This window comes from Arthrobacter sp. YAF16 (genome assembly GCF_052113385.1).
GTDB lineage: Bacteria > Actinomycetota > Actinomycetes > Actinomycetales > Micrococcaceae > Arthrobacter.
In genome coordinates this window covers 106,608-119,683 of record NZ_JBFRDC010000004.1, presented here as the reverse complement: position 1 = coordinate 119,683, position 13,076 = coordinate 106,608, and the positions used below count along the sequence as shown (strand labels likewise).

Below are 13,076 nucleotides of genomic sequence, written 5' to 3'. Positions count from 1 at the left end.
GGGATGGCCACCCCTGAATTCATCCTGAAACTGCGTGAGAAGATCGGCCAGGAACCCCTCTGGATTCCCGGCGCCTGCGCCGTGGTCTTCGACGACGCCGGCCGGGTCCTGCTCGGCCAGCGCGCCGACAACGGCCGGTGGGGCCTGATCACCGGGATCCTGGAACCGGGCGAGGAGCCCGCGCCGGGCCTGCTGCGCGAAGTCCTGGAGGAAACCGGCGTGGTGGCCGTTGCCGAAAGGCTGGTCTCGGTGGACGCCGTTGGTCCCACCACCTACCCGAATGGCGACGTCTGCCACTTCCTGACGCTCGTGTTCCGCTGCCGTTATGTCTCCGGGGAGGCGCGCGTCAACGACGACGAATCCCTCGCCGTGGGCTGGTTCCGGCCCGAAGAATTCCCCGAGCTGATGCCCGGGCATCTGGAATCGATCGAACAAGCCCGGGATCCGGACGGCGCGGCGCACTTCCGGAGCTGACGTAGGCCGGTCCGCCCGGCCGGACCGCGGACATGATTGTCACAGCCCGGCCATAGCCTGCTTCCATCCAGCTCTCCCAGCTGGCGACAGTGGCCCGGGCACGCCCGGGCCGGAAATGGGGAAGCATGACAGATTCAGCACTGACGCACGTTTATGTCCTCCTGGACCGCTCCGGTTCCATGAGCTCCATCGCCGATGACACCGTGGGAGGCTTCGCGGCTTTCGTCCGCGAGCAGCAGGCGGTGGCGGGCCGATGCAAGCTTTCGCTAGCGCAGTTCGACGACGTCTACGAGCGGGTCTACGCCGCGGTGGACATCCGGGACGTTCCGCCGCTGGTGCTCCAGCCGCGCGGCACTACGGCCCTGCACGACGCCATGGTCCGGCTGATCGGGGAGGCCGGCGCTGAGCTGGCGGCGCTGCCCGAACCGGAGCGCCCGGGCACCGTGCTCGTGGCGGTGCTCACCGACGGCCACGAAAATGCCTCACGCGAGGCCAGCGGTGCCATGGTCAAGGCCCTGGTCGAACGTCAGCAGCACCAGTGGGGCTGGCAGTTCACCTACCTTGGGGCCAACCAGGACGCCGTCCTGACGGCGCACGGGCTGGGCATCCGGGCCGAGGATGCCCTGACGTACGCGGCCGGCAACGTGGACGCCGCCTTCTCCGGCCAGTCCGCCAAGACCCGGCGGCTCCGGGAAGCCCGCATGGCGGGTGCCAGCCTGGACGAAGCCGCTGCCTACTCTGCCTACACCGCGGAGGAACGCCGCGCCGCGGGAGGAGAGGTGCCGCTGGAGTAGCACCGCCCGCCTTTCGGATGAGCGCCGTGCCGGCTAAACGCACGACGGCGGCCGGCGCCTTCCGCTGGGAAGGTGCCGGCCGCCGTCGGACGCTACGGGCCGCGGAGCCTGGCGACTAGGCCTTGTGCGGCGGACGCGTCATGGACATGACGTCCAGGGCGGTGTCGAGCTGCTCTTCGGTCAGCTCGCCGCGCTCCAGGAAGCCCATGGCCACGACGGTCTCGCGGATGGTCAGGCCCTCGGCGACTGCCTTCTTGGCGATCTTGGCGGCGTTCTCGTAGCCGATGAACTTGTTCAGCGGCGTGACGATGGACGGCGAGGCTTCGGCGAGGAAGCGGGCGCGCTCCACGTTGGCGGTGATGCCATCGATCATCTTGTCCGCCATGACGCGGCTGGTGTTGGCCAGCAGGCGCACGGATTCGAGCAGGTTGGCGGCCATCACGGGGATGCCGACGTTCAGTTCGAAGGCGCCGTTGGTGCCGGACCAGGCGATGGCGGTGTCATTGCCGATGACCTGGGCGCAGACCATGATGGAGGCCTCGCAGATGACCGGGTTGACCTTGCCGGGCATGATCGAGGAGCCGGGCTGCAGGTCCGGGATTGCGATTTCGCCGAGGCCGGTGTTGGGGCCGGAGCCCATCCAGCGGAGGTCGTTGTTGATCTTCATGAAGGAGATCGCGATGTTGCGCAGCTGGCTGGACGCTTCGATCAGGCCGTCGCGGTTTGCCTGGGCCTCGAAGTGGTCGCGGGCCTCGGTCAGCGGCAGTCCGGTGTCGGCGGCGAGGAGTTCGATGACGCGCTCCGGGAAGCCTGCCGGGGTGTTGATGCCGGTGCCGACGGCGGTGCCGCCCAGCGGGACCTCGGCGACGCGGGGGAGGGAGGCGTTGATGCGTTCGATGCCGTAGCGGACCTGCGCGGCGTAGCCGCCGAACTCCTGGCCGAGGGTGACGGGGGTAGCGTCCATGAGGTGCGTGCGGCCGGACTTCACCACGTCCTTGAACTCGATGGCCTTGCGGTCCAGCGAGTCGGCGAGGTAGCCCAGCGCCGGGATCAGGTCGTTGATCAGCGCCGAGGTGGCAGCCACGTGGACCGAGGTCGGGAAGACATCGTTGGAGGACTGCGAGGCGTTGACGTGGTCGTTCGGGTGAACCACCTTGTCGCTGCCGGCTGCCTTGAGCGCGCGGGACGCGAGCTCGGCGATGACCTCGTTGGTGTTCATGTTCGAGGAGGTTCCGGAACCGGTCTGGAAGACGTCGATCGGGAAGTCGCCGTCGTACTTGCCGGCGGCAACCTCATCGGCGGCGTCCGCAATCGCCTGGGCAAGCTCGCCGTCGAGCACTCCCAGCTCTGCGTTCGCCTGGGCTGCAGCCTTCTTGACACGGGCGAGGGCCTCGATGTGGGCGCGCTCCAAGGTCTTGCCGGAGATCGGGAAGTTCTCGACCGCGCGCTGCGTCTGTGCCCGGTACAGGGCGTTCACGGGAACGCGGACTTCGCCCATCGTGTCGTGTTCAATGCGGAATTCTTCAGTGTTCAAGTCTGCTGTGGAAGTCATGGGCCTAGCTTATTCCGCCCAAGCGTCGCACCGAAAACCATGAACCGGCACTGAAACGAGGCCCCTAGAGCTCACCGATCCCGGAGACGAGGTCTGCCCGGCCCTCGGCGAGGCTGTACGCAAGCCCGATCACGGCGGCACGGCCGCTTCCGACGGCGTCGGAAATCACCCGGGAACTGTCCACCAGGCGCTGCGAGGTCTGCTTGACGTTCTCCACCACCATGTCGTTGACCTCGTGCTGGTCGTTGCGCAGCGAGGTCAGCACCGACGGCGTGATCCGTTCGACCAGGCTCCGCATGAAACCAACCGGCATCTGGCCGGTCTCCACGGCGTCCTTGGTGGCGATGACGGCACCGCAGCTGTCGTGGCCAAGGACCACGATCAGCGGCACACCGAGCACGCTGATGCTGTATTCGAGCGAGCCGAGCACGGCGTCGTCGATCACCTGGCCCGCGGTCCGGACGACGAACGCGTCGCCGAGGCCCAGGTCGAAGATGATTTCGGCGGCCAGGCGCGAGTCGGCGCAGCCGAAGATGACGGCGAACGGATGCTGGTTCTCCACCAGGGAGGACCGCCGCGAGGCGTCCTGGTTCGGGTGCGAGGATTCGCCGGCGACGAAACGGTCATTGCCTTCGCGCAGGCGGCGCCAGGCGAGGGCGGGAGTCAGATAAGTAGCCACGGCCCTACCTTACGACGCCGGGGTGGCTGAGGGGGAAACCGTGGCTGCCGGGTTACCTTCCAGCGACTTAACGACCGCCGCGGCGAGCACCGAGAATTCTTCCAGCTGCGCGGGCCCGGTCAGGATCACTGTGGTCCCGCGGTAATCGAGCACCATGGATTTCTCCCCCTTGCCGGTGTCGCGCAGCTGCCAGTCGCGGCCGCCGGCGGTCCGCGTCCCGGTCACCGGCGCGTTTTTCGTCTGCTGAAGCAGCCAGGTCGGGTTGGCCTGCCGGGTCTGAACCAGCCCGATGAAGGACTCCTTGGGCGTCAGGTAGCCGACCTCCCAGGTGGCCACGCCACTGCCGGAACCGGACTCCCAGCGGGCGTAGTTCGAGCGGAATGTGTCGCCGGTTTCCGGGGTTACCGGTGTGAATCCCGCCACACCCTCGGCGTTTTGCGCGATGGCGCTGACGTTGATGTCCGGACGGTACCCATCGCTCTTAGGCGAAGGGTTCATCAAGACCACCGGCAGGAACGCGCCAATGCTCAGGGCCAGCGCGATGATCATACCGATCACCGAGGCGTTGGCCCGCTTTGCCGCTGCGGCGCGGATGACGGGCTTGACGGGCTGTTCGCCGGCGGCGCTTTCGCCGTCCGGCGTTGCACCAACGGAGGGCGATCCGGGGGCCTCGGGCGACGTGTCCTGCAATTCATTCACCCCTCTATAGTCGCCCATTCCGGACCGATCTCACATTCGGCGGGAGGGCGCCTGCCGAATCCGGGCAGGTTCACGGTTTGGTCATTCCATGACCGATGGAGGCCGCCGCGACTATGATCAGTACCAGACGAATCACCGCGGTGGCCGGAGACCGGATGCCGCGGGTTCAATGATCGCCACTCGAAGAAGAGGTTCACGTGTCACCAGCGTCCATGACCCAGAAGTACTCCACGCTTTCCCCGTCGCTCGCCGTCGGCATCGACGAGCCTGACCGCAACCTTGCCTTGGAGCTGGTCCGCGTCACGGAGGCCGCGGCCATCGCCGGCGGCCACTGGGTCGGTTTTGGCGACAAGAACAAGGCCGACGGCGCCGCCGTCGACGCCATGCGCTCCTTCCTGCAGACCGTCCACTTCAACGGCGTCGTGGTCATCGGTGAGGGCGAAAAAGACGAAGCCCCGATGCTGTTCAACGGCGAGCGTGTCGGCGACGGCACCGGCCCCGAGTGCGACGTCGCCGTCGACCCGATCGACGGAACCCGGCTGACCGCCCTCGGCATCAACAACGCCCTGGCCGTCCTGGCCGTGGCCGAGCGCGGCTCCATGTTCGACCCCTCCGCCGTGTTCTACATGGAGAAGCTCGTCACCGGTCCGGAAGCCGCCGACATGGTGGACCTGCGCCTGCCGGTGAAGCAGAACCTGCACTTGATCGCCAAGGCCAAGGGCGTCAAGGTCAACCAGCTCAACGTGATGATCCTGGACCGGGACCGGCACCGCCCGCTGGTCGAGGAAATCCGCGAGGCCGGCGCCCGCACGAAGTTCATCATGGACGGCGACGTCGCCGGCGCCATCGCCGCGGCCCGTGCCGGTACCGGCGTCGACGCCCTGATGGGCATCGGCGGAACGCCGGAAGGGATCGTCGCCGCCTGCGCCATCAAGTCCCTGGGCGGCGTCATCCAGGGCCGGCTCTGGCCCACCAGCGACGAAGAGAAGCAAAAGGCCATCGACGCCGGACATGACCTGGACCGGGTGCTCTCCACCAACGACCTGGTCTCGAGCGACAACTGCTACTTCGCGGCTACCGGAATCACCGACGGCGACCTGCTCAAGGGTGTCCGCTACTCCAAGGACAAGGTCCTCACCCAGTCCATCGTGATGCGCTCCAAGTCGGGCACCATCCGCTTCGTGGACGGCGAGCACCAGGCCAGCAAGTGGGAAGGCTACGCCCGCAAGAGCTAGCACCAGGGGCACTCAAGAGATCCCGGGACGCGCCCTGCGTCCCGGGATCTCTTATTTGTGCGGCAGCCCGACGTCGGCTTGCCGGGCTTTCGCCGGCATTGGATAGGGTGGAGCCATGACTTGGCTTGTTACTGGCGGCGCAGGATATATCGGTTCCCATGTGGTCGCGGCTTTGCGCGCGGCGTCGATGCCATCGGTGGTGGTGGATTCACTGTCCAGCGGGCACCGGGAATTCGTCCCGGACGACGTGCCCTTTGTGCACGGGAACATCCTCGATGCCGAGCTGATGGCCCGCACCATGCTCGACCACGGCGTGACAGGGGTGATCCACCTCGCCGGCTTCAAGTACGCCGGTGTCTCCGTGCAGGAGCCGCTGCTCACATATGAGCAAAACGTCACCGGAACGGCGGAACTGCTCAAGGCGATGGAGCTCGCCGGAGTCGACAAACTGGTGTTCTCTTCCTCCGCAGCCACGTACGGCACCCCGTCCGGGGACATCGTCACCGAGGACACGCCCACCCGGCCGGAATCCCCGTACGGCGAGAGCAAGCTCATCGGCGAGTGGCTCATCCGGGACCAGGGACGGGCCCGGGGACTGCAGCACACCTCGCTGCGTTACTTCAACGTCGTCGGCTCCGGATCGCCCGAGCTTTACGACACGAGCCCGCACAACCTTTTCCCGATCGTGCTGCGGGCACTGACGTCGGGGAAGACCCCGAAGATCTACGGCACCGACTACAACACCGAGGACGGCACCTGCGTGCGCGACTACGTCCACGTCGCCGACCTCGCGTCGTCCCACGTGGCCGCGGCCCAGGCCCTCGCTGCGGGCCGGACACTGGAGCGTGTCTACAACCTCGGATCCGGCGACGGCCTGTCGGTCCGGCAGATCATGACGGCCATGGCTCAAGTGACCGGCATCGACTTCGAGCCGGAGATCGGGCCGCGCCGGCCCGGGGATCCCGACCGGATCGTCGCCGACGGGACCCTGGCCGGCCGAGACCTTGACTGGAAGATGCGCCACTCTGTCGAGGAGATGGTCGCCAGCGCCTACGAGGCGCAGAAACGCGCGGTTTCGGCCGGAAGCTAGCGCTACTTACCGAGCCTGGCGCGCAGGCCCTTGAGGAGCTGGGCGGCCTTGCGGGCGAGCTGGTACGCGCCGTAGCGGACCTTCTTCACCGGCAGGTCCCAGGTTCCGGGGTACGAAATTTCACGGCCGCCAAAGGATTTCTTGAACGCCGTGAATCCGGCCCACTTATGGTCGGGCTGGTCCGCGGGGGCCACGCCCCAGAGGTCCACGTGCGCCAGGCCCTTGTCCTTGGCATCGGCCATCAGCGTGACCAGCAGCGGGATACCCGCGCTGAGCTTCCGGTGCGTGTCATCCAGGGCGGCGTGCGCATAGGTGCGGGTGTCCGCGGAGTCGTAGGCCAGGGCCGCAGCGATCGGCTTGCCCTCGAGTTCGGCGATGAAGAGCGTGGCGGCGCCGGCCGGCATCAGCGAACGTGCAACCTGGGTCAGGTACTCGTCACTTTGCGGCTTGAAGCCGTTGCGTGCCGCGGTCAGGTGCAGGAACTCCAGCAGCACGGAAATTTCCGCGGGATCCTGGCTGGACCGGAAGGTCACACCCTTCTTATGGACGTTGCGGTACAGGTTGCGGTTGACCGGCTTCATGTCCGCCAGGACGCCCTTGAAGTCGCGGTCCAGGTCCACGATCCAGCTCAGTTCGGGCTGCAGGTTCGCCGGCGCGGGCCGCAGGCCGCGGCTGCGCAGCACGGTGCCGGCGTCGGCGGCCGCGAACCCGGCGCTGACCGGTTCCAGCCGGATGCACACCGCCCCGCACCGTTGCGCCAGCGCCGTCAGGGACTCCAGCGCGGCGTCGAAGGCGGCTAGGGACTCCGCCAGCGGCCCGTACGGCACGTACAGCACCTTCCCGGCAGGGTTGCGTTCCTCGACGGCGAGGAAACGCCAGCCCTCCCCGGCCTGCTCGTGCACGGTGCGGCCCAGGGCGCGCTGGACGTCGGCCCAGTGCGGGCCCTGCAGGAAGTAATCCACGGTTCAGGCCTTCATTCCGGTAGAGACGGCAAAGGCCACGGCGGGCCCGGTGGCACCCGCGACGGAGTGCACGTTGACCGGCGCCTCGGCGGCCGGGAGGAATGCCGAAGCGCCCCGCTCCAGCTGCAGATCGCCCTTGGGGGAGTCCAGCAGGATTGCGCCGGACACCACGATGATGACCGCGGCGCCGGCCTGCGCCAGCGGCACGGGTTCCGCGCCGGGGCGCAGTTCCACCCGCTGCAGCGCGAATTCCTGGAACGGCGGCCGATAGATCTCCTGGCCGAGCATCGTCGTCTCCGCGCTGAGCGCCGGCACGCCGACGGCCTCGAAGGCGATCGTCTTCAGCAGTTCCGGCACGTCCACGAATTTCGGTGTCAGCCCGCCGCGCAGCACGTTGTCCGAGGACGCCATCACCTCGATGCCGAGCCCGTGCAGGTACGCGTGCACATTGCCGGCGGGCAGGTACACGGCCTCGCCGGGGGCGAGGGAAATCCGGTTCAGCAGCAGCGAGATCAGCACGCCGGGATCCCCGGGGTAGTCCTGGTTGAGGTTCACCACCGTGGTCAGCTCCGCCCCGTGCGATGCCATGGGCGCGCCGGAGACCAGCGCGGCGACGACGGCGGCCGTCGCGGCGGCGACGTCCTCGCCGCCGGCGATCAGCCGCTCGAAGGCTGCCCTAAGGGCCGCCGGTTCGTCGGACCGGGCCAGGTCTTCAAGCAGCCGGGGGAGCAGGGCCGGGACGTCCAGGCCCGCGACCTCAAGGCACTGCACCAGGTGCAGGAACACGGCCCGCGACTCTGCCGCCGGCCGGAACCCGCAGAGGGCCTCGAACGGCGTCAGGGCGAAAATCATCTCCGGCTTGTGGTTGTCGTCCTTGTAGTTCCGCTCCGTGGCGGCCCGGTCGACGCCGGCAGCCTCCTCGCGGGCGAACCCGGCCCGCGCCTGCTCCAGCGTCGGATGCACCTGCAGGGACAGCGGGCGTTCGGCGGCAAGAACCTTGAGCAGGAACGGCAGCCGGGGACCGAAGCGGGCCACGCTGTCGCCGCCCAGATGGTGCTCCGGGTCGCTGGCGATCAGCTCGTCCAGGGCCAGCCGGCCGCCGTCGCCGTCGGCGGCTGCTGCGGTGACTGCCAGCGACGGGGAGTCCGGGTGGGCGCCGATCCAGAGCTCGGCCTCCGGGCCGCCGGAGGCCGGCCGGCCGAGCAGACCGGCGATCGCGGTGGTCGACCCCCAGGCGTAGGGCCGGAGGACGTTCTCAAGTTCGTACACGGAATACCTATCTGCTCATGGCGAGCTGGTGGCTGGAACCTGCTGGAGGGACGGAACAACCGTCCGGACCTAGAGTGGCGCGCACTGGCCGTTGGTGGCCACCAGGTTGCGGATGGACTGCTCATCGCCGTTGCGTTTGAAGTCGTTGAGCATTTTCTCCGTAATCGGCTCGCCCTCCGGCGTGGTGGTCACGGGGGTGAAGTCCGACGACGACGGCGACGGCGAAGGCTCGGTGGCGGAGAGTGCTCCGGCCGCGGAGAGCGGTCCGGGCACCAGGGCCGGCTGGCGGATGGAGTCGTCGGCTGCCCCGGCCGCGGGAGCGGGGCCGAGCAACTTGTCCACCGCCTGGTGGATCTTGTTGAAGTCCGGCACCGTGGAGAAGGAGGCGTCGAAGTCCGGCGGCCCGATCGTCAGCCGGCTTACGGGCTGGCCCTTGGACTTCATCGCGAGGTCCACGAAGCTGCCGAGCTGGCTGGCGGAAATGTTGGAGTCGACCACCTTGGTGCCGGCCTTGACGATCCCCTCGAATTTCGCGAGCAGCGTCGCGGGATCCATCTGCTTGAGCATCGCCTGCTGGACGCACTGCTGGCGGGCGATCCGGGCGTAATCGTCGACGAATTCACGGGAGCGGCCGTACCAGAGGGCGTGATAGCCGTCGAGCTTGTTGTCGCCGGCCGGGATCCAGCCCAGCGGCATGCCGTGGATTCCGTTGGCTTCGTCGATGGTGGGGCCGCTGATCGGGACCCACCCGCCGGCCTTGATCCGGATGCCGCCCATGGCGTCGATGAGTTTGGCGAAGCCGTCCATGTCCACCAGCACATAGGCCTGGACCTTGATGCCGAGGGTGCCGGAAACCGCCTCGAGGGTGGCTTGGGCGCCCGGGTCCTGCACGCCGGGGTAAAGATCCTTGTACTTGTTGGTGACCTCGGTGTTGATGGCGTTGATGAGGCACTCATTGCCGCAGTCGTAGCCGTCCGGGTAGATCTTCCGCATCGGGGAGCCCTCGCTGAACTGCGCGTTCTGGAGGTTGCGGGGGATGGAGATGATCGCCGCCTTGCCGGTCTTGGCGTCCACGCTGATCACGGACAGGCTGTCCGGGCGGCGGCCGGTGCGGTCCGCCCCGGCGTCGCCGCCCATCATCAGGAAGTTGTAGCGGCCCTCGGACGGCTCCATGGCCGGGCCGTCGGCGAAGATCGTGCCGATGGCGTCCCGGCCGACGTTCAGCAGGTACGCCGCGTAGCCCAGGCTGCCGCTGCTGAGCAGCATGGCCAGCACCAAGGTGGCGACGACGGCGGTGCGCGTCCCGGTCTCAAGCAGCACCGGGCGGACCAGGCGCAGCGTATTCAGGAACAGGGCCGCCCAGCCGAGGGCGAGCAGCGCAAGCACGATGACCAGCACCAGCGAGGTGGCGGGATTGGCGATGAAGTTGATCAGCGTCGGGCGGGACACCACCAGCAGGACCAGGGCCGCGATGACCAGGACCCATGCGGTCAGGGTGACGCGGAGCGCGAACCGCCCCAGCCGGCGGTTGCCCGCGACGGTCTGGGCGCTGCCGGGGACCAGCAGCGTCATCAGGATCAGCAGGAAGGCGCGCTTGGCCAGGACCGGCGACGCCGCTCCGGAGGGGTAGCGGACCGGGTCCGTCAGGGCGCTCCGTGGCGGCTGCGACTTTTCCTGCGCAGCGGCGAAACCTTTGCTCATGTGCTGGACCCCTACCGGCCGCCCCGCGTGACGCTGTTTTCGTCCGAGAAGACTTCGGCCACCTTGCTGCGCAGGTTCGCACCCTTCCGGGTGGCGGCGTCGTTGAGTTCCTGGGCAAACTGCACCAGTTCGGACCGCAGCTGGTCCGCGAGGGCGTCCGTGCCCGAGGCCAGCATCCGGACCGCGAGCAACCCGGCGTTGCGGGCGCCGGCGATCGAGACCGTGGCCACCGGCACACCGGCGGGCATCTGAACGATGGACAGCAGCGAGTCCATCCCGTCCAGGGTCTTCAGCGGCACGGGCACGCCAACCACGGGCAGGGGAGTCACGGAGGCGAGCATGCCGGGGAGGTGTGCTGCGCCGCCGGCGCCGGCGATGATCACGCGCAGGCCGCGTTCATGCGCGGTCTGCCCGTAGCGGATCATCTCGGTGGGCATGCGGTGGGCGGAGACGACGTCAGCTTCGAAGGGGATACCGAATTCGGCCAGCGCCTCGGCGGCGGCCTCCATCACGGGCCAGTCGGAGTCGGACCCCATCACGAGGCCCACAATCGGGGCGGCCCCGTTGCCGGAGTTCCGGGAAACGGAGTCTTGGGCTTCGGTGCTGGCGTTCACGCGTTCTCCTCGGGGTTCCCCGGGGCGGCGGCATGCGCCCGTCCGTCCCGGATGATGTTGGCGACGGTCGCGGCCCGCTGCCGGACGGAGTCGACGTCGGCGGCAGAGGCCCCGACCAGATTGACGTGCCCGATTTTGCGGCCAGGCCGCACGGCCTTGCCGTAGCAGTGGACTTTGGCGGCCGGCTCACTGGCGAGGGCCGCGGGGTAGGCGGAGAACAGGTTCTGGTTCGCGCCGCCGAGGAAATTCTTCATGACCACCACAGGTCCCAGCAGGTCGGTGGCTCCCAGCGGCAGGTTCAGGATGGCGCGCAGGTGCTGTTCGAACTGGCTCGTGACCGAGCCGTCCTGCGTCCAGTGGCCGGTGTTGTGCGGACGCATGGCGAGTTCATTGATCAGGAAGCCGGCGCCGACCCCGGGGGTTTCGAACATCTCCACGGCCATGACGCCGGTGACGCCGAGCTCGTTGGCGATCCGGACGGCGGCGTCCTCGGCCGCGGCGGCGACCTCCAGCGGGATGTCCAGGGCGGGGGCGATGACTTCGTCGCAGACACCGTCGACCTGGACGGTGTGGACCACTGGCCAGGCCCGGGATTCGCCGTCGGGCGTCCGCGCAACCATGGCCGAGAGTTCACGGCTGAACTCCACCTTAGCCTCGGCCAGCAGCGGGCTCATCGCCTCGAACCAGTCGGCCGCGTCCGCGGCATCGTCGGCGGAGGCGACGATCCGGACGCCCTTGCCGTCGTAGCCGCCCCGCGGCGTCTTGAGCACCACCGGCCAGCCGGCGTCGTCCCCGAAGGCAACCAGATCCTGCACGTCCGCCACGGCGGCCCAGCGCGGGTTGGGAAGCTCCAGCCGGTCGATCGCTGCGCGCATCACCAGCTTGTCCTGGGCGTTGACGAGGGCATCCGGGCCCGGGTGGACGTTGACGCCGGCCTCGATCAGGGCGCGCAGGTGCCCGGTGGGGACATGCTCATGGTCAAAGGTCAGCACGTCCAGGCCACGGGAGAACTCCAGCAGGTGGTCAAGGTCCGTGTAGTCGCCGACCGGAGCCTTGGCCACGGCCGCGACGGCGGAAACGTCCTCAGCCTCGGCGAGGACACGGAGTTCGAAGCCGAGGGCGGTCGCGGCAGGGGCCATCATGCGGGCAAGCTGGCCGCCGCCAACCACACCGATTACAGGAAAAGTCACATCTCCCAGCCTACCGAACACCTGCGCGGAACCGGCCTTCGCACGCCCGGGCCGCCCAAACAGCCCTCTAAACAGCGGCATTTTCGGCGCGGTTTGCCGGGCGCCGCCGCGGATTGGGGCCGGCTGGGGGCGCACACCCGGGAAACGGCGCTAAAATGGGCCGTTGGCCATGTGGCCGCCAGATTCCACCAGATTCAAACGGCCATGGAGGGTCATGATTAACACACTTGCAGATCGTGCGCGTGGGCTTGCCTCGCTCTTCTGGCGCGAAGTGGCCAAGTTCGGCGCCGTCGGCGGTGTCGCCTTCATCATCGACAACGGCCTGACGTACTACCTGATGCACGGCGCCATGTCCGACAGCGAGGCGAAGGCCCGCTTCGTCGGTGCAACCGTCGCCACGATCTTCTCCTGGATCGCGAACCGCTTCTGGACCTTCCGCCACCGGCGCCAGGAAAACGTGCTGCGTGAATTCGCCATGTTCGTCCTCATCAACGGCATTGGCATCGGCATCTCCACCGGCCTCACCGCCCTCGCCAAGTACGGCATGGGCATCACGGACAAGAACATGCTTTTCTCCGCCGGCATCGTCGGCATCCTCGTCGCCACGGTGGTGCGGTTCTTCGCCTACCGCTTCCTGGTTTTCAACAAGGAACTCGACGACGAGCCGGAGTTCTCGCACGACCACGAAATCATCGAACGGCACCCGCACGGCCAGGACACCGTCAGAGTTCCCGGGCAGGGCCTCCAGGACCCGGACGTTCCCGGAGTCGAACCCGACCATCGCTGATCCGGTCCCGCCGCTGACAAGGCCGGCCCG

13 protein-coding genes are annotated in these 13,076 nt (G+C 68.1%); 5 read left to right on the top strand and 8 right to left on the bottom strand.

Annotated elements, in window-relative coordinates; translation table 11 throughout:
* Nucleotides 1-3 precede the first annotated feature (3 nt).
* Nucleotides 4-474, top strand: coding sequence for an NUDIX hydrolase (locus tag AB4Y91_RS10830; protein ID WP_441418479.1), 471 nt, complete (start codon nucleotides 4-6; stop codon nucleotides 472-474).
* A gap of 125 nt (nucleotides 475-599) precedes the next feature.
* On the top strand, nucleotides 600-1,268 hold the full coding sequence (locus tag AB4Y91_RS10825) for a VWA domain-containing protein (protein ID WP_441418478.1): 669 nt from the start codon (nucleotides 600-602) through the stop codon (nucleotides 1,266-1,268).
* Between the two features lie 115 nt (nucleotides 1,269-1,383).
* Here AB4Y91_RS10825 and AB4Y91_RS10820 read toward each other — a convergent pair whose 3' ends face one another.
* From AB4Y91_RS10820 to AB4Y91_RS10810, 3 genes are all read right to left on the bottom strand, one after another.
* Complete coding sequence (locus tag AB4Y91_RS10820) at nucleotides 1,384-2,820, bottom strand: class II fumarate hydratase (RefSeq protein ID WP_441418477.1); 1,437 nt, start codon at nucleotides 2,818-2,820, stop codon at nucleotides 1,384-1,386.
* A gap of 64 nt (nucleotides 2,821-2,884) precedes the next feature.
* Nucleotides 2,885-3,499 (bottom strand): carbonic anhydrase, encoded by a 615-nt coding sequence (locus tag AB4Y91_RS10815; protein WP_441418476.1) that lies wholly within the window; start codon nucleotides 3,497-3,499, stop codon nucleotides 2,885-2,887.
* Nucleotides 3,500-3,508: 9 nt separating this feature from the next.
* Nucleotides 3,509-4,189, bottom strand: a complete 681-nt coding sequence (locus AB4Y91_RS10810; RefSeq protein ID WP_441418568.1) for a DUF4245 domain-containing protein — start codon at nucleotides 4,187-4,189, stop codon at nucleotides 3,509-3,511.
* Between the two features lie 221 nt (nucleotides 4,190-4,410).
* Here AB4Y91_RS10810 and glpX point away from each other — a divergent pair, with 221 nt between their 5' ends.
* On the top strand, nucleotides 4,411-5,433 hold the full coding sequence (glpX, locus tag AB4Y91_RS10805) for a class II fructose-bisphosphatase (protein ID WP_175322845.1): 1,023 nt from the start codon (nucleotides 4,411-4,413) through the stop codon (nucleotides 5,431-5,433).
* 115 nt (nucleotides 5,434-5,548) lie between these two features.
* On the top strand, nucleotides 5,549-6,523 hold the full coding sequence (gene galE / locus AB4Y91_RS10800; RefSeq protein WP_441418475.1) for a UDP-glucose 4-epimerase GalE: 975 nt from the start codon (nucleotides 5,549-5,551) through the stop codon (nucleotides 6,521-6,523).
* Between the two features lie 2 nt (nucleotides 6,524-6,525).
* Here galE and AB4Y91_RS10795 read toward each other — a convergent pair whose 3' ends face one another.
* The 5 genes from AB4Y91_RS10795 to AB4Y91_RS10775 form a co-directional block, all read right to left on the bottom strand.
* Entirely contained in the window at nucleotides 6,526-7,485 is a 960-nt protein-coding gene (locus tag AB4Y91_RS10795) for a lipid II:glycine glycyltransferase FemX (RefSeq protein WP_441418474.1), read from the bottom strand.
* 3 nt (nucleotides 7,486-7,488) lie between these two features.
* A complete protein-coding gene (gene manA / locus AB4Y91_RS10790; protein WP_441418473.1) occupies nucleotides 7,489-8,754 on the bottom strand; it encodes a mannose-6-phosphate isomerase, class I in 1,266 nt (421 codons plus the stop codon).
* Between the two features lie 69 nt (nucleotides 8,755-8,823).
* Nucleotides 8,824-10,455 carry an LCP family protein gene (locus tag AB4Y91_RS10785; protein WP_441418472.1) on the bottom strand — a complete coding sequence of 544 codons (1,632 nt, stop codon included), beginning with the start codon at nucleotides 10,453-10,455 and terminating at the stop codon, nucleotides 8,824-8,826.
* An 11-nt stretch (nucleotides 10,456-10,466) separates the two neighbouring features.
* Entirely contained in the window at nucleotides 10,467-10,991 is a 525-nt protein-coding gene (gene purE, locus AB4Y91_RS10780) for a 5-(carboxyamino)imidazole ribonucleotide mutase (RefSeq protein WP_441418567.1), read from the bottom strand.
* A 74-nt stretch (nucleotides 10,992-11,065) separates the two neighbouring features.
* Entirely contained in the window at nucleotides 11,066-12,259 is a 1,194-nt protein-coding gene (locus tag AB4Y91_RS10775; RefSeq protein ID WP_441418471.1) for a 5-(carboxyamino)imidazole ribonucleotide synthase, read from the bottom strand.
* A gap of 214 nt (nucleotides 12,260-12,473) precedes the next feature.
* On the opposite strand from AB4Y91_RS10775, the gene AB4Y91_RS10770 reads away from it, so the two are divergent.
* Nucleotides 12,474-13,046 carry a GtrA family protein gene (locus AB4Y91_RS10770; protein ID WP_441418470.1) on the top strand — a complete coding sequence of 191 codons (573 nt, stop codon included), beginning with the start codon at nucleotides 12,474-12,476 and terminating at the stop codon, nucleotides 13,044-13,046.
* Nucleotides 13,047-13,076: the final 30 nt, after the last annotated feature.

Bases quoted from the DNA above. Each gene is read 5' to 3' on its own strand.
- AB4Y91_RS10770 (WP_441418470.1), top strand. From the start codon at position 12,474: ATGATTAACACACTTGCAGATCGTGCGCGTGGGCTTGCCTCGCTCTTC.
- glpX (WP_175322845.1), top strand. From the start codon at position 4,411: ATGACCCAGAAGTACTCCACGCTTTCCCCGTCGCTCGCCGTCGGCATC.
- galE (WP_441418475.1), top strand. From the start codon at position 5,549: ATGACTTGGCTTGTTACTGGCGGCGCAGGATATATCGGTTCCCATGTG.
- AB4Y91_RS10830 (WP_441418479.1), top strand. From the start codon at position 4: ATGGCCACCCCTGAATTCATCCTGAAACTGCGTGAGAAGATCGGCCAG.
- AB4Y91_RS10785 (WP_441418472.1), bottom strand. From the start codon at position 10,455: ATGAGCAAAGGTTTCGCCGCTGCGCAGGAAAAGTCGCAGCCGCCACGG.
- AB4Y91_RS10825 (WP_441418478.1), top strand. From the start codon at position 600: ATGACAGATTCAGCACTGACGCACGTTTATGTCCTCCTGGACCGCTCC.
- purE (WP_441418567.1), bottom strand. From the start codon at position 10,991: ATGGGGTCCGACTCCGACTGGCCCGTGATGGAGGCCGCCGCCGAGGCG.
- AB4Y91_RS10820 (WP_441418477.1), bottom strand. From the start codon at position 2,820: ATGACTTCCACAGCAGACTTGAACACTGAAGAATTCCGCATTGAACAC.